Consider the following 23,201-nt stretch of genomic DNA (forward strand, 5'->3'; position numbering starts at 1 on the left):
CATGGCTCTCGTTTCCATGCGCCAACTGCTGGACCATGCCGCCGAACACGGCTACGGCATCCCAGCTTTCAACGTCAACAACCTGGAGCAAGTGCAGGCCGTGATGGCTGCCGCCGATGAAGTCGGCGCTCCGGTGATCCTGCAGGCCTCGGCCGGCGCCCGCAAGTACGCCGGCGAACCCTTCATCAAGCATCTGATCCAGGCCGCGGCCGAGATGTACCCGCACATCCCCTTGGTGATGCACCAGGACCACGGCACCAGCCCCAAGATTTGCCAGGGCGCCATCGACCTGGGCTTCGGCTCGGTGATGATGGACGGCTCGCTGATGGAAGACGGCAAGACCCCGTCGTCCTTTGAATACAACATGGACGTGACTCGCCGCGTCGTCGAGTTGGCGCATAAGGTTGGCGTCACCGTCGAGGGCGAACTGGGCTGCCTGGGCAATCTGGAAACCGGCGACGCCGGCGAAGAAGACGGCATTGGCGCCGTCGGCAAGCTGGACCACAGCCAGATGCTGACCGACCCCGAAGAAGCCGCCACCTTCGTCAAAACCACCCAGCTGGATGCGCTGGCGATTGCCATCGGCACCAGCCACGGCGCTTACAAGTTCAGCCGCAAGCCCACTGGCGACATCCTGGCCATCAGCCGCGTCAAGGAAATCCACGCCCGCATTCCCAACACCCACTTGGTGATGCACGGCTCCTCGAGCGTGCCGCAAGAGTTGCTGGCCATTATCAACCAGTACGGCGGCCAGATGAAGGAAACCTTCGGCGTGCCGATCGAAGAGATCCAAGAAGCCATCAAGCACGGCGTTCGCAAGATCAATATCGACACCGACATCCGCCTGGCCATGACCGGCGCGGTGCGCAAGTTCTTGTTTGAGAACCCTGACAAGTTCGATGCTCGCGAATGGCTCAAGCCCGCCCGTGAAGCCGCCAAGGCCGTGTGCAAGCAGCGCTATATGGAATTCGGCTGCGAAGGCCAAGCCGGCAAGATCCAGCCGCGCACCTTGGTGGACATTGCCGCGGCCTATGCTCGTGGCGAGCTGAATCAGCTGGTCAAGTAAGCCAATCGGCCCTGGCCACCAAGCCCACCCTGCGCGAGCCGGGTGGGCTTTTTCATGGGCGGCGGCTCACCTAGCGCTTGCATCGCGAAAGGCGAGCCCCATCCCCTACTGCCGAGTCAACTTTGCATGGGCAAGCAAAACTCGAGTTTCCGGTCTGTGTACGAAACAGACGCCTGTCTTGGTGGCAAACAGCGACGGCTATGGCTCGACAGTCAGCCGCGCGCATTTGATGCGAATGCCAAAGGGTCAACTTCCCTCCGGTCCTTTGGGGGAGGGCTTGCGGGCTTGGCCGCCATTTCTGTCACCAAGCCCCGGCACAATGGCTGAATGAAAGAGAAAACCGGTTCGAGTTCGGATCTGCCTGACGACTCGGGCGGCGCCTTCGATCCCAACGCCATTCTGCGAACTTTTGCCGAACGCTTGCGCGAGCGCGACAAACCGGTCGATCTTTCCATCTCGCAAGCCACACTCAGCGCCAATAGCCGGGTCAAGCGGCCACTTCCGACTTCAACACGTCGGCCCGGTGAGCGCGGTGGTGGATCGGCAAGCTCTGTCTCACCTCGCCATGGCACTTCCTCCGGACGCTGGGATATGAGCGATATCAGTGACGTGGAGGACGTCGCCGAACGCCGCTTGGCCTTGTCGGCGGCGCCCGAACCTCAGCCTCAGCCAGTCCTTGAGTCTTTGGCGCAACGAGTTCCTGAACTTGCTGCCCAGAAAGCCAAGGCCGCGCAGGCTCGCCCCCATGCATCGAAGGCGGACAAACTGGCGGAAAGAAGAAAAGCTGCGCATGACAAAGCCTGTGCTGCCAAGCGGCTTGCTTCGGACCCAAGCAAACGCGCGGTTGCGAAAAAGTTTGAGCAGCAATCAAAGCAGGCCTTGAAGCAGCAGCCTCCGCTGCAGGCCAAGCGAGCAGCTCGTGCGCTGGCCGAGATCGCGGCGCCGCTTTTGTGCATCGACATGCCAAAGTTCAGACCCAAGTTAGCCCAGAAAACGGATGCGCCTGACTTGGACTTGAGCAGCCTGGGGCTGTCGCGTCTGGCTCGCCAAACATCGCCTGCCGCCGCGCCAGAACTGGATTTGTCCGGCTTGGCGGCCCGGACTCAACCGCAGGCCAAACCGGCGCCGGATTTGCAGGACTTCCGCGCCTTGCTGACGCAGGTCAGCCAGGTCAGGCACCAAGCGGCGGCGTCGATTCAGCCGCTTCAGCCGCATGAAGCCCCAAGTTCCACAGGGCCGGGTGCAGATTGGCTGGCGAGCGATGCGCTGCGAGATGCCTTGCAAGCCCAGCGGCAGCCGCTAGAGGCACAGTCGCCCTTGGACTTGGCGTCTTTGAGCGCCATCAGTGCGCTGGCCCGCAAGGGCGGGGGCGGCTCGCGCGCCAGCTAAAGTGCGGGCCTTGCAGTGACTCTTCTCCTGCGCTCGGCCCCTTGCTGAGCGATGGGTTTCAAGCAAGAGTTGCGAGCTTCTTTTTCGCAAAAGCTTTTTCCCATTCACACGCCACCCCCGCAGAAGCAGGACCTCCAAGACTTTATGAGCGGCAGCAGCACTCTGACTTCAAACACGCCCATCACCCCGGGCCTTTTGGTGCTGCACGGCAATCGCGCTGAGCTGTTGGGGGATGCGGTGTTTGAATGGTTGCGCCGCCAGCCGCTGGGCGCTTTGGAAGAAGAGATCTTCCTGGTGCAAAGCAATGGCGTGGCCGAGTGGCTGAAGATGACGCTGGCCGAGCAAAGCGGCATTTGCGCCGCCACGCGGGTGGAGTTGCCGGGGCGTTTTCTGTGGCGTGCATATCGCCAGATGTTGGGTCGCGATTCGGTGCCCTCGCAATCCCGCCTGGACAAATTGCCGCTGACCTGGGCCTTGATGCGCTTGCTGCCGGAGTTAGCGCAGCAGCCGGGCTTTGAGCCGCTGGCCGGCTTTTTGCGTCTGGGGGAAATGGATCGGCGCCTGCAACTGGCCCAGGCCTTGGCCGATTTGTTTGACCAATACCAGGTCTACCGCAGCGACTGGCTCGATGCTTGGGCGCAAGGACATGACGTGTTGCCGCGCAGCGCAGGCGAGCCGCTACCCACCGCCACGCCGCTGCCGGCCGACCAGCGCTGGCAGGCAGCCCTGTGGCGCGCTTTGCTGGCGCCTTTGTCGGCACAGCAGCGAGAAGCCTCGAGGCCGCAGCTGCATCAGCGCTTTGTGCAGGCCCTGCAAGAGGGCCGCAAGCCACATAGCGCCATGGCGCGCCGCTTGGTGCTGTTTGGCATGACCCATGTGCCGATGCAAACCCTGCAGGCCTTGGCGGCGCTGTCCGAGCATTGCCAGGTGATTCTGGCGATCCCGAATCCTTGCCGTTACCACTGGGCCGACATCATCGACGGCCGCGAGTTGCTGCGTAACGAGAAGAACAAGCGGCGCCAGCCACTGCGCGGCGGGCTCGACCTGGCCGAGCTATCGCTGGAGCAGATGCACGCCCATGCCCACCCGCTGCTGGCCAGCTGGGGCCGCCAGGGGCGCGACTTTGTGCGCCAGCTCGACGCCTTTGACGACGCCACCCAGGCGCAAGAGCGCTTCGGCATCGCCAAGATCGATCTCTTTGACGAGGGCCCCGGCGAGAGTTTGCTGGCCCAGGTGCAAGCGCATATCCGCGATCTGACGCCGCTGGCCGAGCATCCGCGCACGGCGCTGGCGCCGCAGGATCGCTCCATCGTCTTCCACATCGCCCACGGCGCGCAGCGCGAGGTCGAGATCCTGCACGACCAGTTGTTGGCCCTGCTGGCCGAGACTCCCGCGTCGGGCCAAGCACCGCTAACGCCACGCGACATCGTGGTCATGGTGCCCAATATCGACAGCTTCGCCCCGGCCATCCGTTCAGTCTTTGGTCAGTACGGACGCAGCCAAGACCCGCGCTTCATCCCTTACGACATTGCCGATCTGAAAGAGCGCGGCCACAACCCGCTGCTGCTGGCGCTGGAGTGGCTGCTGCGCCTGCCGCAGCAGCGCTGCCGTTTGAGCGAGATCCAGGCCTTGCTGGAGGTGCCGGGGCTGGCGGCGCGCTTTGGCTTGAGCGCCGACGATCTGCCGCGCCTGAGTCAATGGATGGAAGGCGCCGGCATCCGTTGGGGCTTGAACGCCGAGCAACGGGCCGAACTGGGCCTGGCCGCGTGTGGCGAGCAAAACGCCTGGTCTTTTGGTCTGCGCCGCATGTTGCTGGGCTATAGCGCAGGAGCGGGGCCGGCCTTCCAAGGCATTCAGCCCTATACCGAGGTGGGCGGCTTGGACGCCGCGCTGGCCGGTTCGCTGGCCGACCTGTTGACGGCGCTGGAAGGCTGGTGGCAGCAGGTGGCCGAGCCGACCAGCCCGGTGCTGTGGGCCGAGCGCGGCCGGCGTTTGATGGAAGACTTTTTCCAGCCGGTGGACGACAGCGAGCGCCAGACCTTGGCGGCCTTGCAAAGCGCGATGGGCAGCTGGCTGGAGGCCTGCGAGTCGGCCGAGTTTGCCGAAGCCGTGGACCTGGCCGTGGTGCGCGAGGCCTGGCTGGACGGGCTGGATGTGCCCATGCTGAACCGCCGCTTCAAGGCCGGTGGCGTGACCTTCTGCACCTTGATGCCGATGCGTGCCGTGCCTTTCGAGGTGGTGTGTCTGCTGGGCATGAACGATAGCGACTACCCGCGTCGCGGCAGCCGCAGCGACTTTGACCTGATGGGCCTGCCCGGCCAGTCACGCCCCGGTGACCGCGCCCGGCGTGACGATGACCGGCAGTTGATTCTTGAGGCCCTGCTCTCGGCGCGGCGCAAGCTCTACATCAGCTGGAGCGGCCGTAGCGTGCGCGACAACAGCGAGCAGCCGCCCTCGGTGCTGGTCTCGCAGCTGCGCGACTATCTGGCCTCGGGCTGGGGCGAGGCGGTGCTGGCGCCCTTGAGCACCGAGCATCCATTGCAGCCCTTCAGCCGGCGCTACTTCGAGCAGGGCAGTGCGCTCTTCACCCATGCCAGCGAGTGGCGCCAAGCGCATCAAGCGCCGGCAGAAGCGGAGGGCGAAGCGGCTCCACTGCCGCCCTTGGAACTCGACCCTGATCAGCCGCTGCTCGACATCAAAGGCCTGGCCGCTTTCTTGAAAAACCCGGTCAAGAGCTTTTTCCGCCAGCGCCTGGATGTGCAGTTTGCCGAGAGCGCCAGTGCGGCCGAGGACGACGAGGCTTTTGCCGTGGATGGCTTGCTGGAATACGAGATGCTGCGCGAGCTCTTGGACGAAGCCCTGCAGGACTTGCATGCCGAGACCGATGTGCCATTGCGTGTGGCCGGTCTGGCGGCGCGCATGCGCGAAGCAGGCCGTCTGCCCATGGCCGAGCAGGGCCGCCGCGCCGAGCGCGCCCTGGTCGAAACCGTCTCGCCGATGCTGAAGGCCTGGCGCGATCTGCAGGCCCTGTACCCGCTGCAGGCACCTAAGGAGATGCTGCGCTTCCCCTTCGAGCAGCCGCTCTTGGAGGACTGGTTGGCCGATCTGCGCGCCCAGGCGCTGGGCGGCCAGCGGGTCTGGCTGGAGTTGATCCCCAGCCGCTTGTGTGCCGATGAAAAAGCCAAGTCGGCCCGTCCCGAGCGACTGCTCGAAGCCTGGGTGCGCCAGTTGGTGGCCAGCGCTCACGGCTTTCAGCTGCAGGGCGTGCTGATCGGGCGCGATGCCCAGCTGACGCTGCAGCCGCTGCCGCCCGAGCAGGCGCAGGCCGATCTGGCCGAGCTTTTGCAAGTCTGGCAGGAGGGCATGCTGTCGCCCCTGCCGATTGCGGCCCTGACCGGATTGGCCCAAGTGGCCGAGCACAAGGATGTGGCCTCGGTGTACGAGGGCGGCTTCAACAGCCGGGGCGAGGTCAGCGAGCCCTGCCTGGCGCGGCTCTACCCCGACTTTGCGGCCCTCGCGGCAGACGGTCGCTTTGAGACCTTGGCCCCGCGTCTCTATGGTCCGCTGCATGCGTGGCTGCATCAGGGCGTCAGTTTGGAACTGCATGCCTCGGCCCAGGCGGAGCAAGAGGAGGCCGCCGAATGAACATGAGCAGCACGCTGAACCCGCATGACTTCCCCTTGTGGGGCAGCCGCCTGATCGAAGCCAGCGCCGGCACCGGCAAGACCTGGACGATTGCCGCGCTTTACTTGCGCCTGGTGCTTGGGCATGGGGGTGAGGCCGGCGAGACCGGTTTTTTGCGGCCCTTGCTGCCCTCTGAGATTCTGGTGATGACCTTCACCCGCGCGGCCACCCGCGAGTTGTCGGACCGCATCCGCGCCCGCTTGCTGGAGGCGGCCAAGGTCTTCCGTGGCGAGGCCGAGCCTGCCGCTGGCGACGCCTTGCTACGCGCTCTGCTCAACGATTACCCAGACGGACCGGCTCGCAACTCTGCAGCCTGGCGCCTAGGCATGGCCGCAGAAAGCATGGACGATGCTGCGGTTCACACCATCGACGCTTGGTGCCAGCGCATGTTGCGCGAGCATGCTTTTGACAGCGGCTGTCTCTTCAACGAAGACCTGATTGGCGACGAGCAGCAACTGCTGCTGGAAGCCACGCAAGACTATTGGCGCGCCCAGGTCTATCCGCTTGGCGCTCAGGGCCTGGATCAAGCATTGGCGGTGTTCATCCGCGTGGATGCATTGGCCCAAGACGCCCGCCAGTTGCTGGCTCAGGACCTGTCCTTGGCGGCTGATGTGGCCGAGCCCTTGGGCTTGGTGATTGAGCGAGCCGAGTTGCAGCATGCGGCGGCCCTTGCAGATTTGAAGCAGGGCTGGGCCGAGGCCGCCGAGCGCATGCAAGCCTGGTTGGATGGCCAAATGGAGGGCAAGACCTGTCCCTTCAACAAGACCAAGCTGCGCCCCGGCTATTACCAGCCTTGGCTGCAAAGCCTGCGCGACTGGGCGCTGGACGAGGCGCAGCTCGCGCCTGAAATCTCCGACGCGGGCCTGCGCCGTCTCAGCCCGGCCGGTCTGGCCGAGGCATTGAAACCGGATGCCGCTGCGCCCGAAGTGCCCGCTGAGTTTGAGGCCTTTGCCGAACTGCTGGAGGCCTTGCAAGCATTGGAGAGTGTTGGCACGCCGATGCGCTTGCATGCCGCGGCTTGCATTGGTGCGCGACTGGCCGAATTGAAGGCCAACTCCGGCCTGTTCGGCTTTGCCGATATGCTGAATCGACTGGATCGCGCGCTGGATCCGGCCACTCAAGGTGCCAGCGCTGAGCGCCTGCGCCAAGGCATGTTGGCCCAGTATCCGGTGGCGCTGATCGACGAGTTTCAAGACACCTCGCCGCTGCAGGCGCGCATTTTTGATCGGCTCTATTGCCTGGCCGAGAACTCGCGCGACACGGCCCTGCTTTTGATTGGTGACCCCAAGCAAAGCATCTACGGCTTCCGTGGCGCGGACATTTACAGTTATCTGGACGCACGAAACAAGACCGCCGGCCGCCACTACATGCTGGGCACCAACCATCGCTCCAGCTTAGCCCTGGTAGCGGCGGTGAATCAGGTCTTTGCACATGCCGAGCAGCGCGAGGGCGAGGGGGCTTTCATGTTCCGGGCGCCGGCCGACGCTTCGGGCAATCCCTTGCCATTTGCGCCGGTGGCCGCGCGCGGCCGGGCCGAGGTGTTCGTCAGCAGTCAGGGGCCGGTGCCGGCGCTGAGCCTGCAACTGGACGTGCAGCTGCGCGATGCCAACAGCAGCCAGCGCTTGTTTGCCGCCCGCTGCGCCGAGCAGATCGCGCAGCTGTTGAACGATGAGGGCGCGGGCTTCTCTAATCCGGCGCGCGGTAGCTTTGAGCGCCTGCGGCCGGCCGATATCGCGGTGCTGGTGCGCACCGGCCGTGAGGCCGCCACGCTGCGGCGCGAGCTGCGTCGGCGCAATATCGCCTCGGTTTATTTGTCAGACAAAGACTCGGTGTTTGCCAGTGCCGAGGCGCGTGATCTCTTGCGCGTCTTGCAGGCGGTGGCCGAGCCTTTGAATATGCGCTTGGTGCGCGCCGCGCTGGCGACCCGTTTGTTGGGTCTGAGTCTGGCGGAGCTGGCGCATCTGGCGCAGGACGATGAGGCCTTTGATGCTCGCAGTGATGAGCTGAAGGCCTTGCAGAGTGTTTGGCTCAGCCAGGGCGTTCTGGCCATGCTGCGCGAGCTGCTGCATGCCTTTGATTTGCCGGCGCAATGGCTGGCCCAGGACGAGCGTGGCGCCAAAGATGCTGACGGCGAACGCCGACTGACCAATGTCTTGCACCTGGCTGAGCTGCTGCAAGCGGCCAGCCTGGAGCAGGGCGGTGAGCAGGCCTTGATCCGATGGTTGGCGGATCAGATTGAAGAAGCCGAAGTGCCCGGTGCCGCAGCAGGCGAGGGCGCGGTGCTGCGTCTGGAAAGTGATGCCGATTTGGTCAAGGTGGTGACGGTGCACAAGTCCAAGGGCTTGGAGTACCCCCTGGTCTTCATGCCTTTTGCGGCCAGCTTCCGGGCGGTGGACAAGGCGCGCACCCGCTTCGTCAAGCAGGCCTTGGCAGAGTCGCAAAGCGGTGAATCGCAGCTTTATCTGGAACCGACGGCCGAGCAGATCGCCCAGGCCGACCGCGAGCGCTTGCGCGAAGACCTGCGTCTGCTCTATGTGGCTTTGACCCGCGCTCGCCATGCTTTGTGGTTGGGCGTGGCGGCGCTGAAGGTGCGCAATGGCAAGAGCTGCGAAAGCTGGCGCAGCGCCATCGGCTATGTGCTGGGCGGGGCCTCGCGCTTTTCGGAAGATCAGTTGCAAGAACTGGCCGAGGTCTTGGCTGCTGCCAACCCTGAAATCGCAGTGCAAGCAGCGGCAAGCGCTTTTTCCTTGGGCCCAAGTCTGGTGATGCCGCGCGGCGCGCCCACGCCGCTGAAGCAGCCCCAGGCCTATCAGGCAGAGTTTGAGCGGCGCTGGGGCATTGGTAGCTTCTCGGCCCTGGTGCGGGCGCTGCCGGTGCGGGCAGTGTCCACAGAAGTGGCGCGTTTGGACGAAGACCAATCCGCTTCTGAATTGATGCTGCCGCAAACGCAGCAGCTGCTGCCGCCGGAGCAAAGCCTCTTGCCGCCCTGGCATCGCTTCCCTCGCGGCGCTTTTGCCGGCAATTTCCTGCATGATCAGCTCGAGTGGTTGGCTGAAGAAGGCTTTCACCGTCTGGCCGAGTCCAGCGAGCTGCAGGCGCAGCTGATGCGCCGCTGCGAGCGCCAGGGTTGGGGCAATTGGGCGGCCGATGTGCTGCTGTGGTTGCAGCAGGTCTGCGCGGCACCCTTGCCGCCGGTGGGCTGTGCCTTGCAAGATTTGAGCGGCCATCTGCCGGAAATGGAGTTTTGGTTCCCGGCCGATCACTTGAATGCAAGCGCCTTGGACGCGCTGTGCCGGCGTCATTTGCTGGCCGCGGAGCCTCGACCCGCGCTGCCGCAGCGCCAGCTGCATGGCTTGTTGATGGGTTTTGCCGACTTGGTGTTCGAGCACCAGGGCCGCTACTTTGTGTTGGACTACAAGTCCAACCACCTGGGCGCCAGCGATGCCGATTACAGCGAGCCCGCTTTGCAGTCGGCCATGGCCCAGCACCGCTACGACGTGCAGGCTGCGCTGTATTTGCTGGCCTTGCATCGGCTCTTGCGTGCGCGCTTGGGAGAGGCTTATCAGCCCGAGCAGCATCTGGGCGGCGCGGTCTATGTCTTCATGCGCGGCATGCAAGGCCCGGCTCAGGGCTGCTATTGGGTCAAGCCCAGTGAGTCCATGCTGAATGAGCTGGATGCTTTGCTGGACAACCAAGCTGCGCTGCAGGACAGCGGGGGCGTGCGATGAGTGGGGAAGAGCTGATGCCAATGGACGCCGCCGTGCAGGTGATGCAAGCGCTGGGTGCCTGGCGAGATGCCGGCACGATTCGGCGTTTGGATGCTGCTTTTGCCGGCTTTGTGCGCGAGCAGCAGGCCGATGCGCCCGCCGCGCTATTGCTGGCCAGCGCGCTGCTGGCCCATATGGAGGGGCGCGGCCACAGCTGCCTGGCTTTGGACGAATTATTGGCTGATGCCGAAGGCTTGCTGGGCTGGAAGCCGCCGCAAGCTCAGGCGCTGCGTCAGCTGATGCAAGGCAGCCTGCCCACGAACTTAGTCGATTGGCTGTGCGCGCTGCAAGCCAGCCCCTTGGTCTTTGTTGATGCGCCGGCCGGTGGCGGTGAGGCGCAAGAGGGCCAGGGCGAGCCACTGGTTCTGCGCGGCAGCAAGCTGTATCTGCGCCGCTACTGGGCTTATGAGCAGCGGGTGGCGGCGCAGTTGCTGGCGCGGGCGACGGTGGGGCCGAGGGCCGACACCACACAGGTGCGTCAATGGTTGGATCGCATGTTCCCCAGTGCAGGCGAGGCAGCCTCTCTTGACTGGCAAAAGCTCGCCTGCGGCGTTGCCGTGGCCGGGCGCCTGTCTGTCATCACCGGCGGCCCCGGCACCGGCAAGACCTACACCGCAGCTCGCTTGCTGGCCTTGTTGTTCGCCATTGACCCGGACGCTCAGCGCTTGCGCGTGGGCCTAGCCGCGCCGACGGGCAAGGCGGCCGCGCGCCTCAAACAGTCCATCGAATCGGCCCTCAGCCAGTTGCAAGGCCAGCTGGGGGCCTCCCTGGATCTGCAGAAGCTGGCCAGCCAGATGGGTGCGGCCCGCACCCTGCACGCCTTGTTGGGTGCGAGGCCCGACACCCGCAAGCTGCGTGCCGACGCGGCCCATCCTTTGGCCTTGGATGTCTTGATCGTCGATGAGGCCTCCATGATTCATCTGGAGATGATGGCGGCGCTTTTGGATGCGATGCCGCCGGGCGGGCGATTGATTCTGCTGGGCGACAAAGACCAGCTGGCCTCGGTGGAGGCGGGTGCGGTCTTGGGTGATCTGTGTCGAGACGCCGAGTTGGGCCGTTATCTGCCCCGCACGGCGACCTATGCCGAGGCGGTGACAGGTCAGACCTTGCCGAGCGAGTTCCTCTTGCCGGAAGGAACACAAGCTTCTGCGCTCGCGCAGCAAACCGTGATGCTGCGCGAAAGCCGGCGCTTTGGCGGCCCGATTGGTCAGCTCGCCTTGGCGGTGAACCGGGGCGATGCGCGGCTGGCTCAGCAGCTCTTGAGTGAGGGCCAAGACCAGGTCTTGCTGAATGTGCAGGCGGCTTCGGCCGAGGCCGCGGTGCGCTTGGCGCTGCAGGGCCGGCCTGGCGCCCAAGGCGGCTACCGCAGCTATTTGGAGTTATTGGCGCAGCGACCGGAGACGGCCGAGGCTTTCGGCCCCTGGGTTTTGTCGGTGCTGGCCGCCTTTGAGCGCTTTCGCTTGCTTTGCGCGGTGCGCGAGGGCGATTGGGGCACCGAGGGCTTGAACCAGGCGGTGGAGCGGGCCTTGATTGCCGAAGGGCTCCTGAGCAAACGCGGCGAATGGTATGAGGGCAGGCCGGTGATGGTCTCCCGCAATGATGCGGGCTTGGGTGTCTTCAACGGCGACATCGGCATCGTGCTGCGCCCGCAGGGGCAAGACGAGGCGGCGGGCGGCAGCAATCGACTGCGCGCCTATTTTTCCGACGGGCAGAGCTTGCGCTCGGTGGCGGTGAGCCGTCTGGCCGATGTGGAAACCGCTTTTGCGCTGACGGTGCACAAATCGCAGGGCTCGGAGTTCGAGCACACGGTCTTGGTGCTGCCGGCCGAGGGCGGCGGCGGGCTGACGCGGGAGTTGGTCTATACCGGCATCACTCGCGCCCGCATGGCTTTCACCCTGGTCAGCGGGCGTGCGCCGGCCTTTGCCATGGCCTTGGCCCAGCGCACCCGGCGCGCCAGTGGCTTGCTGGAGCTGCTGGCCGAAGCGCCTGCGCTCGAGAGCTAGGACAATCTCGCTCAGCCATGAAATTCATCCACGCCGCCGACATCCATCTGGACAGCCCCTTGTGCGGGCTGGCCTCTTATCCCAACGCGCCGCTGCAGACCTTGCGATCGGCCAGTCGTGAGGCCTTCAGCCGTTTGATCGACGCCGCCATCGATGAGGCGGTGGACTTCATGGTGATCGCCGGCGACCTCTACGACGGCGACTGGCGCGACTACAACACCGGGCACTTCTTCGTCGGCGAGATGGCGCGCCTGCATCAGGCCGGCATTCCGGTCTATCTGCTCTATGGCAACCATGATGCCGAGAGCGAGATGACGCGCCGGCTGACGCTGCCGCCGAATGTGCATTTGTTCGACAGCCGCAAGCCTAGCACCCATCGCATCGAAGACTTGCGCGTGGCCCTGCATGGCCGCAGCTTCAAGGATGCCGCCACCACCGAGAACCTGGCCCTGGCCTACCCCGACCCGCTGAGCGGCTGGCTCAATATCGGCGTGCTGCACACCGCCTTGGAAGGCTACGCTGCTCATGCCCGTTATGCCCCTTGTAGCCTGGCCGAGTTGTGCGCCAAGGGCTATGACTATTGGGCTCTGGGCCATGTGCATGAGCATGCGGTGCTGAGCGAGTCGCCCTGGGTGGTCTTTCCCGGCAATCTGCAGGGCCGCCATATCCGCGAGGCCGGGCCGCGCGGCGCGGTCTTGGTGACGGCCGATCACAGCGGCATCCAAACGGTGGAGCGTTTGATCGTGGACGTCTTGCGCTGGGAGCGGCTCGACATCGATGTCAGCGAAGCCGCCGACCTGCCTGCCGTGGTGGCGCTGGCCGGCCGGGCGCTAGAACATTTGCTGCTGAGCCAAAGCGGCAATTGGCCGCTGGCGGTGCGGGTCTGCTTGCAAGGGCGCACCTCTGCGCATGGGCTGCTCTTTGGTCTGGAAGCGCAGTTGCGCGAGGAGATCTTGGCTCAGGCGGCTGCATTGCAAGGCGGGCGCTTGTGGATCGAAAAGCTCAAGCTGGAGACCGCGCCGGCGCTGGACGCCAGCCAATTGGCCGCGCGTGCCGATGCGATTGCTGACTTGCAGGCCTTGCTGGCCGAGGTGCCTGAGGATGCCGACTTCCTGCGCAGCCTCAGCGAGGACCTACAACTCTTGACCGCCAAGGCGCCGCTGGCCTTGATCGAGGCATTGCCCGAGTTTCAGGTGATTCGGCGCGGCGAGGTGCTCGGCTTGATCGATGCCGTAACGCCTGCCTTGTTGGCGCAGTTGGCCACGGCTGAACAGGCGAACGAGGCCTCTTAAATCCCCCTGAGGTAGGGATTCGGTGCGCTCTTTGTATCGATTGCGTACAGAGCCTGGGCAGCGGCCTGCTGCGCCGCTAAAGTTGGACGCAGCAGCTTGAAGGCCTTCAGGGCCATCGCTGTACTTGTCATAGACGCCAGGAGGGTAAGCCATGAAGATTTCCTCACGCAGCACCGGCGCGGCCGTGCTGATTTCTCTGTCGATGTTGATGAGCAACGCCTTTGCCACCCAGGTGGGCAAAGAGGTGGAAGCGCGCATGAGCCATGACGGCCTGCAGCAGATCAAGCTCAAAGAGGTGGACCTGGCCTATGCGCGCCCCGGCGCCAGCCTGGCCGGTTACAGCAAGGTGATCTTGGACCCGGTGGAGGTGAGCTTCTCCAAATACTGGGACCCCAAGCGCACCGGCAGCAACTTCAAACTGAGCAATGAAGAGCGCGAAGACATCCGCAGTGGCATGGCGACGATCGTGCAAGAAGAGTTCGCCAAAACCTTGCAAGCCAAGGACGGTTATCCGCTGGTGAAGGAGGCCGGGCCCGATGTCTTGCGGGTCAAGGTCAGCATCATCGATCTGTATGTGAATGCACCCGACACCTTGGCGGCTGTCCGCACCCGGACCTATGTGGCATCGGCCGGCGAAGCCACCTTGGTGGCTGAGCTGCGCGACTCGGAAACCGGCCAAGTCTTGGCGCGGATGGTGGACCGCCGCGAAGCGCGTAACTTCCCCGGGCAGCTGACTTGGAGCAACCGCGTCATGAACGCCCAAGAGGCCGAAATCATGGCCTCGGCCTGGGCCAAGGTCTTGCGCAAATCACTCGACAAGGCGCACGAGATCGGCAAAAAGTAAGCGCGCTTCGCGCAGGGGCAGCTGCGGGGGACCGGGGCTGCCTGTACATTGGCCGGATCTACCTTTTTCAGGAGTACTTTATGGCCACATCAGGCGCAGCCAATCCAGCTCACAAGATCAATGTCAAGGCAATCGCCAATGACAGCGGCGTGGCCGTGGAAGCCTACGACACTTACGACACCGACGAGGAAACGCTGGCCGCAGCGCACCGTTTCGCGGCCGGCCTCTTGAACCGCGTGGCCGTCATCTGTGAGCAAAGCCCCGGCAAGACGCTGGACGCCGCCGCGCTGCGCAAGCTGGCGCAGGGCTTGGCGAGCTAATTGTTTCAGTAGAGGTTTCAGTAGGGGCCTTTGGCCAGCCAGCGCTCCAGCTGCGGCAGTCGGTCATTGCCCCAGAAGCGCTCGCCCTCGACGATGAAGAAGGGCGAGCCGAACACGCCGCGAGCTTCCGCCATGTCCACTTCCGCCTTCAGGCGGGCGCGGCTGGCGGGGTTGGCGCTGGCTTCCTGAAAGTCTTCGGCGCTCAGGCCGATGTCGGTGGCAATGGCTTGCAGCACTTTTTCGGCGGCGATGTTTTGGTCATCGACGAAATAGGCCTTCAAGACCCGATGGGCAAAGTCGCGGCCTTGCTCGGGCTGGCGGTCATGCACCCAGTGAAAAATACGCGCGGCCTGCTCGGTATGGGCGCCCAGATTGCTGGGCGTCTTGTAGGGCGTTGCGTAATAGGCCGCCAGGCGCTCGGCATCGCGGCGGATGTAGTCGCTGCGCATGATGTTGCTGGGGATGCGAATGCGCTCCAGCGATTGGAAATTGGCATCCAGCACAATGGCGCGCCAAGTCACCGAACGTCCGTATTGCGCGGCTAGCTTGTCGATTTGCTGCGAGGCGATATAGCCATAGGGCGAGGCAAAGTCGAAAAAGAAATCGATCGGTGCTGACATGGATTCACTCCCTTGAATTGGCGCGGATTGTAGGCGGGCCTTGTGTGACAGATCAAAGGGGCCGGCAGGCAGTACAGTGCCGGTCTTCACGGCGGGAATCTTCGGAGATTTAGGCCGTGAATCCGCCCTTAGAAACTCTGCTCAGCCGTCCTTTTCATGCGCTTCCAACACCTCGATCTGAGTCGCTACGGCAAGTTCACCGATCAGCGCCTGGTGTTTCCGCAAGCCAAGCGTGACTTTCATCTGATTGTGGGCGCCAACGAGGCGGGCAAGTCCACCACGCGGCAGGCGATTCTTGATTTTCTCTTCGGCATCGAGAACCGCTCCAACTACGATTTTTTGCATGCCAAGGCTGAGATGCGCTTGGGCGGCAGCATAGAGCTCGGCGAGCAAAGCCTGGACTTTGTGCGCACCAAGGCGAGGACGAAGTCCTTGCTGGATGCACAGGGTCAGGTCTTGCCTGAGTCCGCACTGGCGGCGTTTCTAGCCAGCAGCGACCGAGCTTTTTACGATCAGATGTTTGGCCTGGACCATTGCCGCCTGGAAGCGGGCGGCCAGGCGATTCTGAGCGCGCAGAACGATATCGGGCAGATTCTGTTTCAGTCGGCGGCCGGCATCGGCAGCCTGGGCGCGGTGCGTGAAAGCCTGGAGGCCGAGGCCGACAAGCTCTGGGCCAAACGTCGCTCGGGCGACCGGGCCTACTACCAAGCCAGCGATGAGTTGGCCGCCGCCGAGGCTGCGCTGAAGGCCGCGACGGTGCGCACCAAGGATTGGATGGACGCGCGCCAACGCAGCGAAAGCCTGCAACAGCGTCGTGAAGCCCTGCGTCAACAACTGCAGGCCCTGGACCTGCAGCGCAGCGCCTTGGAGCGCGTTCGGCGTGTGGCGCCCGCCTTGCGGCAACTGGGTCAAAGTGAACAAGCTTTGCTGGACTTGCAGGTCGCCACTGGCTTGAGTTCAGTGGTCCAACTGCCCGAGGATGCCGGCCGTGTGTTGGCCGAGCTGGAGTTGGAGTTGGCCGCCGCCGCCAGCAGCCACCAGTTGCTGACGGCGCAGGCACAACAGGCGCAATCGCGCTTGGACGCCTTGCAGGTCGATCACCGTCTGCTGCAGCAACAGACCGCGATCGAGGCCTTGCAGCAAGTCGCTTTTCAGGTGCGCCACCATGGGCGCGATATCGAACGTTGCCAGGCCGAAATCAAGGTGTACGGCTCGCAACTGAAGGCCGACGCGCGCTATCTGGGCTGGAACTTTAGCGATGAGCAAAGTCTGAGCGAGCAGTTGCCCAGTTTGCCAGAGCGAGCGGCCTTTGCCGCTTTGGCCAAGCGTTATGAGCTGCTGGATCAGACCTGCCGCCTCAGCGAGGCGGCCCTGGCCGAGAAGGGCTTGGAGTTGGCGGCGCTGCAATTGCAGCTGAAGAGTCTGGCGGTGCAGGCCCCCTCGGCTCAGCTGCAGGGCGGGCTGGCGCGGGCCCGTGCGCTGGGCGATGTGCAGCAAACGCAGCGGCGCGAACAGGCGCAGCTCTTGCGGCTGCAGGCCGAGTTGGACGCCGCGCGGCGCGGCCTGGGCGCTCACGCATTGCCCGACACGAGCTTGGCCGAATTGGCGCTGCCCTCCGAGGCCGCCATGCAGCAGCGTTTGCAGCGCCTGGCAGAGCTGAAGTCGCGTTGCAGCGCGCTGGAGGAGCGTCTGGCGGCCTTACGCGCCGAGCGGGCCAGCGCTGAGTTGGCGCTCAGTCAATACCGTCAGGCCCATCAACCGGTCAGCAGCGAGGAAGTAACGCAAAAGCGGGCCGAGCGCGATGCCACATGGCTGCGCATTCGCGATGGCGCGCTGAACTTGCTTGAGGCTGCGCCGGCCTTTGAGTCGGCCGTGCAAGCAGCTGATGGCGTGGCCGATCGCCGTTATGCCAAGGCGCGTGAAGCCAGTGAGTTGCAAGCCAAGTTGGACGCGCAAGCGCGCTTGAGCTTGGTGATTGAGGAGGCTGCCGCCAACTTGTCGGCGCAACAGGCCGAACTGCTGACTCAGCAGCAGGACTGGGCCGCAAACGCCGAGCGCCTGGGGCTGGCAGGGCTGGGTCTGCTCGATGTGGAGGCCTGGCGCATGGCGCGCGAACGGGTGCTGGCGGCACGCGCTGCCTTGCTGCTCGCTCAGCAAGAAGCCTTGGCCAGCGAGCAGCAGACACAGGCGGCGTGCAAGGAGCTGAGGGTGGCCTTGCAGGCTTTTGCCGGCGCCCCTCTCGAAGCCAGCGCTGACGCAGCGCTGGACCTGGCGAGCCTGGTTTTGCAGGCAGGCGCCGCAGTGGAGGCTGCTGCAGCAGCCCAGGTTCAGGCGCAGTCCTTGCAAAGGCAGATCGAGCTTGCTAGCCAGGCCCAAGCCGTGCTGCGCGAGAAGTGCGCGGTCGCCGGGCAGCAAATGCAAGCCTGGCAAAGCGCATGGGCGCAAGCCTGCCAGCGCCTGCGCTTGGCCTCTGGCCTGGATCCGGCCCAGGCTGACGAGGTCTGCGCGGTCATGGCCCGGATGGAGGCGGGGCTGCGCGCGGTGCTGGAATTGCGCCAGCAGAAGATTCAAGTGATGCAGACCGAGTGGGCTGACTTTGAGCGCGATCTCGCGCGCTGCGCAGTGGCTTTGGGCCAGGCGGCGCCCGAGGGCGAGGCCGCCGAGGCCTGGATTCGCCAATTGAGCTTGGACCTCAGCGCGGCGCGTGCGGCGGCCCAGGAAGCACAGCGCCTGGGGCAGGCGGTGCAAGACCTGCAGGCGCAGTTGGCCGCCACGGCGCTGCAGCGCGCCAAAGCTGAAGCACGCCTGCAGCCTTTGCTCAAACTGGCGGGGCTGGACGATGCCTCAGATCTGCCTGCCGTGATTGAGGCAAGCGAAGCGCGGCGTCGCCTGAATGCGCAAGTGATGGCGGCGCGCCAGGCCTTGCAAGAAGGCGGCGATGGTCTCTCGGTCGAAGCTTTGCAAGCCGAGTTGGCGGCGGTGGACTTGGTGCAGCTGCCGGTGCAGATGGCCGACTTGGGGCGCCAGATTGCGGAAGCACAGCAGCAAGGCGATGCCTTGATGGCCGAGCTGACCCAGGCCGATGCGGCCTTGGGCCAGATCGCCGGCCAAGACGATGCGGCGCGCGCCGAAGGCCAGCGCCAGGATGCGCTGGCCAAGATGGCCAATGCGGCGGAACGTTATGTGAAGGTCTACACCGCGGCGCGTTTGCTGAAATGGGCCATCGATCGTTACCGCGAAACCAAGCAGGGCCCGATGTTGAGCCGCGCCGGCGAGATTTTTGCCGCCTTGACGCGGGGTTCTTTCCAGCGCTTGGCGCTGGACTTCGACGTGACGCCGTTGAGCTTGCAAGGTCTGCGCGCCGATGGTCGCCTGGTGGCCATTGGCGGCATGAGCGAAGGCACCCGCGATCAACTCTTCATGGCGCTGCGCCTGGCGGCGCTGGAGTTGCATCTGGGGCAGGACGCCAGCCATGCCTTGCCCTTCATCGCCGATGACCTGTTCATCAATTACGACGACGCCCGTGCCGAGGCGGGCTTGAAAGCGCTGGCCGATTTGTCCGAGCGCACCCAGGTGATCTTCTTGAGTCACCACCACCATCTGGAAGGCCTGGTGCGGCAGGCCGTGGGGCCGATGGTGAATGTGATTCGGCTTTGAAGCGCGGCCGATGGGCTCTCTCAAGGCGGGCCGTCGCGGGTGACCTTCAATGCTCGATGGATTTGCCCAGCTTCTTGCCTAGCGCAATCGCGCCGCCGCCATTGCGCACGTTCTTGTAGCCCATGCGCTGCAACAAGCCCAAAGCTTGTTCCGCACGCCCGCCTGATGAGCAGTACAGCACGATGGGCGCGTCATGGTCAGGCGCCATCTGGTTGACCAGATGGGCCATCTGCGGCAGGGGCAGGCAGTGGGCATCGGGCAGATGGCCGGCCATGTATTCGGCGTAGGAGCGTACGTCGAGCAGCAGCGCATGCTCCGGCAGGGCCGTCGGCTCGATTGGCGCCTCGGGGTGCTGGTAATGCACGGGCTCTTGCGCCGCGATTTGCGCATCAACGGGGAGGTAGAAAGAGGCCCAGGTCATGATGGTTTCTCCTCGCGCTCAGTCTCACAGGCGGGCTTGCCGAGTTGGGCGCTGGCGCTGAGCCGCCCGGCACGGCTTTCACAAGAGTGATCTGAAAAGCCTGTGTGCAGTTCTACATCAAGTCCGGCCCGACGGGGCAGGTCAAGCAGGCTTGCCGTCGCATTTTTTTTACGGCTGTTTCGTGAACAGCTGCGGCACTTCTTGTTTCGCGCTTAAAAGGCGGACTGTTCAGGGCTGGATTTGGCGACTCAAAGCGGCCCATCTCAGGGCTTGAGCTTGGTCTTGACGCGTTCCAGGCCGGTCTTCAAGAGCTTGCCGGTTTGCTGCGCCGTGTTCAGCAGTTGATCTGCGCTGGGCAGGCGTTCGGCGGTCCAGGCCGCTGCTTCTTCGGTCGCCTGCTTGACTTGCTCCGCCGTTTGTCCGGCTTTTGATGCGCCGGTTTTCAGCAAGGCGGTCGATTGCTCGGCCAGGGTCCGAATCTGTTCTTGCGTGGGGAGCCGATTCACCGCCCAGTCTGCCGCTTCGACAGCCGTTCGTTTGGCCTGCTCGCTGGCATCGACCACCTTGTCCTTGGCGGCCAGCCAGGATGTGGACAAGGGGCTGGCGGGCGTGAACTGGAGCACTTGCTCCACTTGCTCAAGGGCCTGCTCTTTCTCCAGCGACAGCGTGCCTTGGATCGCGAGCAGTTGGTGCAAGAACGCCATCAGATCCTCGACCATGACCTTGTGGTTGCAGTCCGGGTTGTTGTGCAGCAAGTCGGCAAGGTCTTTGGCCAGCGCTTCGAGCGGCGCCTCGGCCACTTGTGTCTCCAGCACTTGAATCGCTGAATCGACGAAGCGGCGGTCCAGGCCCCAGTCATCGACCAGATGCGCCAGCAGCAGTGAGCGCTCTGTGTCGCCGAGGGGGCCGTCGAGGCGGGCCAGCTTCAAAGCCAATGGGGCGATCAGGTCGAAGAGCGCCAAACCCAAGGTATCCAAGGGGGTGTTGAGAAACTTCGGGATTTCAATGACGCGGCTGCTCTTGGAGTAGCCCATCCAGCGGTAGATGCCGTAGCAAGCTCCACCCGACGCCAGGGCGGCAAACGCGACCCAGCCGACCGGGGTCGCCGCAGCCCCAATGCCCAGAGCCCCCATCAGACCGCTGGGCGCAAAAAACGTTGAGGCGACGAGGCTGGACTTGGCAATTGCCGCGCCCGCGCCGGCGGCGCCCAGTACGTCCCACACCTCGCGTGCACGATTGACCATGCGCAGCGAGGTGTAGGCGTCCTCGCCGATGGCCAGCTTGGCCTTGAAACGCAGCGGCTCGGCGACCACCCGCTCAACGCCGGCAAATGAGGATTGAATCGAGGCGGAGCGCGGCGCCGAACTCATGACTCGGGGGCTCCGTTGGGGCCGCATGGGGTGGCGCAGGGTTGGGGCACAGCATCCAAGACGATCGACTCCGTTCTGACTTTGGAGGCCCAAGCGTAACGGAGCTCGGATACATCTGGGATTTTTGGGGACTTGACTTGCCCATGGCCCAAGCCCAAGGCTTGGCGCCCCCTTGACGAGCCCCAAGCCTTTGGACTTCTGGCTGGCTTACATGCTGCGCCGGTACTGGCCACCCACTTCGAACAGCGCCGAGGTGATCTGGCCCAAGGAGCAGACGCGCACCGCATCCATCAGCACCTCAAAGACATTCTTGTTGTCGATGACGGCCTGCTGCAGGCGCTGCAACTGCGTGGCGCTGTCGGCGGCATGGCTGGCGTGGAAGTCGCGCAGGCGGTGCAGCTGTGACTGCTTTTCTTCATCGGTGGAGCGGGCCAGCTCGATGCTCTCCATCACCTGGTCGCCCTGCGGGTTGCGGAAGGTGTTGACGCCGATGATGGGGTACTCGCCGGTGTGCTTGAGCATCTCGTAATGCATGCTCTCTTCCTGGATCTTGCTGCGCTGGTAGCCGGTTTCCATCGCACCCAGCACGCCGCCGCGTTCGGCAATTTTTTCGAACTCAGCGAGCACCGCTTCTTCCAGCAGCTCGGTCAGCTCTTCGATGATGAAGGCGCCCTGTGAGGGGTTCTCGTTCTTGGCCAGCCCCCACTCGCGGTTGATGATCAGCTGAATGGCCATGGCGCGGCGCACCGACTCTTCGGTCGGCGTGGTGATGGCCTCGTCAAACGCGTTGGTGTGCAGGCTGTTGCAGTTGTCGTAGATGGCGATCAGGGCCTGCAGCGTGGTGCGGATGTCGTTGAACTGGATCTCCTGCGCGTGCAGGCTGCGGCCCGAAGTCTGGATGTGGTACTTGAGCTTTTGGCTGCGTTCGTTGGCGCCGTATTTGTCGCGCATGGCCACGGCCCAGATGCGGCGGGCGACGCGGCCGAGCACGGTGTACTCGGGGTCCATGCCGTTGGAGAAGAAGAAGCTCAGGTTGGGCGCGAAGTCATCGATGTGCATGCCGCGCGCCAGATAGGCTTCCACAAAGGTGAAGCCGTTGGAGAGCGTCAACGCCAGCTGGCTGATCGGGTTGGCACCGGCCTCGGCGATGTGATAACCGCTGATCGAGACGGAGTAGAAGTTGCGCACATTGTGGTGCACGAAATACTCGGCGATATCGCCCATCACCTTGAGCGAGAACTCGGTCGAGAAGATGCAGGTGTTCTGGCCCTGGTCTTCCTTCAGGATGTCGGCCTGCACCGTGCCGCGCACATTGGCCAGCACCCAGTCCTTGATCTTGGCGGCTTCGTCGGCGGTGGGTTCGCGGCCGTTGTCGGCTTGGAACTTGGCGATGTTCTGGTCGATGGCCGTGTTCATGAACATGGCCAGAATCGTCGGCGCCGGACCGTTGATGGTCATCGAAACCGAGGTTGTCGGGCTGCACAGGTCGAAGCCGTCGTACAGCACCTTCATATCGTCCAGCGTGGCAATGGACACGCCGGAGTTGCCGACCTTGCCGTAGATGTCCGGCCGCGGCGCGGGATCGGCGCCGTAGAGCGTGACCGAGTCAAAAGCGGTGGACAGGCGCTTGGCAGGCATGCCCTCGGACACCAGCTTGAAGCGGCGATTCGTGCGGAAAGCATCGCCCTCGCCGGCGAACATGCGGGTTGGGTCCTCGCCTTCGCGCTTGAATGCGAACACACCGGCGGTGTAGGGGAAGCTGCCCGGCACGTTTTCCAGCAGCAGCCATTTCAGCAGCTCGCCATGGCACTCGTAGTGCGGTAGCACGACCTTGCGGATCTTGGTGCCCGACAGGCTGGTGTGGACGAGGTTGGTGCGAATCTCTTTGTCGCGGATCTTCACCACATACTCGTCGCCGGCATAGGCTTTTTGCATATCTGGCCATTGCTTGAGCAGGTGGCGGGCGCCGCTCTCCATCTGCGCTTCGCGCGCTTCGGCCAACTCGCCCAGCGCCAGTCGCGCGCCGTTCTTGTCCGGGTTGGATTCCAGCAGCATGCGCGAGCTGCCCCAAAGCTGCTGGATCTCACGTGCCAGCGTGGCCTGCTGGCGGGCGCGCTTTTTGTAGCCGCGCACCGTGTCAGCAATCTCGGCCAGATAACGCACGCGCGCAGCGGGCACCACCGGGGTCTGGTGGGTGCTGTGGCGGGTGTTGACCAAGGGCAGGCGGCCGTCTTGCAGCTGCAGGCCCAGTTCGGCCAGGCGGGGTTTCATCGCCTGGTAGAGGGCGGTGACGCCGTCATCGTTGAAGCGGCTGGCCATGGTGCCGAAGACCGGCATCTGGTCTGGCGCGGTGGTCCAGGCTTCCTTGTTGCGCTGCACCTGCTTGGCGACATCGCGGATCGCATCCAGCGCGCCCTTGCGGTCGAACTTGTTGATGGCCACGAACTCGGCGAAGTCCAGCATGTCGATTTTCTCGAGCTGGCTGGCGGCGCCGAACTCGGGCGTCATCACATACATGGGCACGTCCACATGCGGCACGATGGCCGCATCGCCCTGGCCGATGCCCGAGGTCTCGACCACGATCAGGTCGAAGCCGGCCACCTTGGCGGCGGCAATTGCGTCGGGCAGAGCAGGGGAGATTTCGCTGCCGAAGTCACGGGTGGCGAGGCTGCGCATGAAGACGCGTTGACCTTGGCTCCAGGGGCCGATGGCATTCATGCGGATGCGGTCGCCGAGCAGGGCGCCGCCGCTCTTGCGGCGCGAGGGGT

Annotated in this window: 13 protein-coding genes; 9 read left to right on the forward strand and 4 right to left on the reverse strand. The window is 64.3% G+C overall.

From position 1 onward, the window contains the following. Nucleotide 1 precedes the first annotated feature (1 nt). The 8 genes from fba to ACOVRJ_RS12505 all read left to right on the forward strand — a co-directional run bounded on the left by fba (nt 2) and on the right by ACOVRJ_RS12505 (nt 14,365). On the forward strand, nt 2-1,066 hold the full coding sequence (fba, locus tag ACOVRJ_RS12470; protein ID WP_422044168.1) for a class II fructose-bisphosphate aldolase: 1,065 nt from the start codon (nt 2-4) through the stop codon (nt 1,064-1,066). 327 nt (nt 1,067-1,393) lie between these two features. Then, entirely contained in the window at nt 1,394-2,455 is a 1,062-nt protein-coding gene (locus ACOVRJ_RS12475) for a hypothetical protein (RefSeq protein ID WP_422044169.1), read from the forward strand. 144 nt (nt 2,456-2,599) lie between these two features. Beyond that, entirely contained in the window at nt 2,600-6,100 is a 3,501-nt protein-coding gene (recC, locus tag ACOVRJ_RS12480) for an exodeoxyribonuclease V subunit gamma (RefSeq protein ID WP_422044170.1), read from the forward strand. Further along, nucleotides 6,097-9,867 carry an exodeoxyribonuclease V subunit beta gene (recB, locus tag ACOVRJ_RS12485; RefSeq protein WP_422044171.1) on the forward strand — a complete coding sequence of 1,257 codons (3,771 nt, stop codon included), beginning with the start codon at nt 6,097-6,099 and terminating at the stop codon, nt 9,865-9,867. The genes recC and recB overlap by 4 nt, the downstream gene beginning before the upstream one ends. A 14-nt stretch (nt 9,868-9,881) precedes the next feature. Further along, the gene (gene recD, locus ACOVRJ_RS12490) at nt 9,882-11,909 is read left to right on the forward strand and encodes an exodeoxyribonuclease V subunit alpha (RefSeq protein ID WP_422044172.1); all 2,028 of its coding nucleotides are present in this window, start codon (nt 9,882-9,884) and stop codon (nt 11,907-11,909) included. A gap of 17 nt (nt 11,910-11,926) precedes the next feature. After that, nucleotides 11,927-13,201 (forward strand): metallophosphoesterase family protein, encoded by a 1,275-nt coding sequence (locus tag ACOVRJ_RS12495; protein ID WP_422044173.1) that lies wholly within the window; start codon nt 11,927-11,929, stop codon nt 13,199-13,201. A gap of 151 nt (nt 13,202-13,352) precedes the next feature. Beyond that, nucleotides 13,353-14,045 (forward strand): DUF3313 family protein, encoded by a 693-nt coding sequence (locus tag ACOVRJ_RS12500; protein ID WP_422044174.1) that lies wholly within the window; start codon nt 13,353-13,355, stop codon nt 14,043-14,045. Nucleotides 14,046-14,125: 80 nt separating this feature from the next. Further along, nucleotides 14,126-14,365: a hypothetical protein gene (locus ACOVRJ_RS12505; protein WP_422044175.1), complete on the forward strand. Its 240-nt coding sequence runs from the start codon at nt 14,126-14,128 to the stop codon at nt 14,363-14,365. Nucleotides 14,366-14,382: 17 nt separating this feature from the next. On the opposite strand, the gene ACOVRJ_RS12510 is transcribed toward ACOVRJ_RS12505, so the two are convergent. Beyond that, nucleotides 14,383-14,985, reverse strand: coding sequence for a 2-hydroxychromene-2-carboxylate isomerase (locus ACOVRJ_RS12510; RefSeq protein ID WP_422044176.1), 603 nt, complete (start codon nt 14,983-14,985; stop codon nt 14,383-14,385). Between the two features lie 156 nt (nt 14,986-15,141). On the opposite strand from ACOVRJ_RS12510, the gene ACOVRJ_RS12515 reads away from it, so the two are divergent. Further along, nucleotides 15,142-18,642, forward strand: coding sequence for an AAA family ATPase (locus ACOVRJ_RS12515; RefSeq protein WP_422044177.1), 3,501 nt, complete (start codon nt 15,142-15,144; stop codon nt 18,640-18,642). 46 nt (nt 18,643-18,688) lie between these two features. Here ACOVRJ_RS12515 and ACOVRJ_RS12520 read toward each other — a convergent pair whose 3' ends face one another. From ACOVRJ_RS12520 to icmF, 3 genes are all read right to left on the reverse strand, one after another. Further along, entirely contained in the window at nt 18,689-19,063 is a 375-nt protein-coding gene (locus tag ACOVRJ_RS12520; protein ID WP_422044178.1) for a rhodanese-like domain-containing protein, read from the reverse strand. 263 nt (nt 19,064-19,326) lie between these two features. Then, entirely contained in the window at nt 19,327-20,433 is a 1,107-nt protein-coding gene (locus tag ACOVRJ_RS12525) for a hypothetical protein (RefSeq protein ID WP_422044179.1), read from the reverse strand. 207 nt (nt 20,434-20,640) lie between these two features. Beyond that, the coding region (icmF, locus tag ACOVRJ_RS12530; protein ID WP_422044180.1) for a fused isobutyryl-CoA mutase/GTPase IcmF at nt 20,641-23,201 on the reverse strand (2,561 nt) is incomplete at its 5' end.

This window comes from Roseateles sp., assembly GCF_049240545.1.
Classification (GTDB): Bacteria; Pseudomonadota; Gammaproteobacteria; order Burkholderiales; family Burkholderiaceae_C; genus Paucibacter_A.

Bases quoted from the DNA above. Each gene is read 5' to 3' on its own strand.
- ACOVRJ_RS12495 (WP_422044173.1), top strand. From the start codon at position 11,927: ATGAAATTCATCCACGCCGCCGACATCCATCTGGACAGCCCCTTGTGC.
- ACOVRJ_RS12510 (WP_422044176.1), bottom strand. From the start codon at position 14,985: ATGTCAGCACCGATCGATTTCTTTTTCGACTTTGCCTCGCCCTATGGC.
- recC (WP_422044170.1), top strand. From the start codon at position 2,600: ATGAGCGGCAGCAGCACTCTGACTTCAAACACGCCCATCACCCCGGGC.
- recB (WP_422044171.1), top strand. From the start codon at position 6,097: ATGAACATGAGCAGCACGCTGAACCCGCATGACTTCCCCTTGTGGGGC.
- ACOVRJ_RS12500 (WP_422044174.1), top strand. From the start codon at position 13,353: ATGAAGATTTCCTCACGCAGCACCGGCGCGGCCGTGCTGATTTCTCTG.
- recD (WP_422044172.1), top strand. From the start codon at position 9,882: ATGCCAATGGACGCCGCCGTGCAGGTGATGCAAGCGCTGGGTGCCTGG.
- ACOVRJ_RS12505 (WP_422044175.1), top strand. From the start codon at position 14,126: ATGGCCACATCAGGCGCAGCCAATCCAGCTCACAAGATCAATGTCAAG.
- fba (WP_422044168.1), top strand. From the start codon at position 2: ATGGCTCTCGTTTCCATGCGCCAACTGCTGGACCATGCCGCCGAACAC.
- ACOVRJ_RS12525 (WP_422044179.1), bottom strand. From the start codon at position 20,433: ATGAGTTCGGCGCCGCGCTCCGCCTCGATTCAATCCTCATTTGCCGGC.
- ACOVRJ_RS12515 (WP_422044177.1), top strand. From the start codon at position 15,142: ATGCGCTTCCAACACCTCGATCTGAGTCGCTACGGCAAGTTCACCGAT.
- ACOVRJ_RS12520 (WP_422044178.1), bottom strand. From the start codon at position 19,063: ATGACCTGGGCCTCTTTCTACCTCCCCGTTGATGCGCAAATCGCGGCG.
- ACOVRJ_RS12475 (WP_422044169.1), top strand. From the start codon at position 1,394: ATGAAAGAGAAAACCGGTTCGAGTTCGGATCTGCCTGACGACTCGGGC.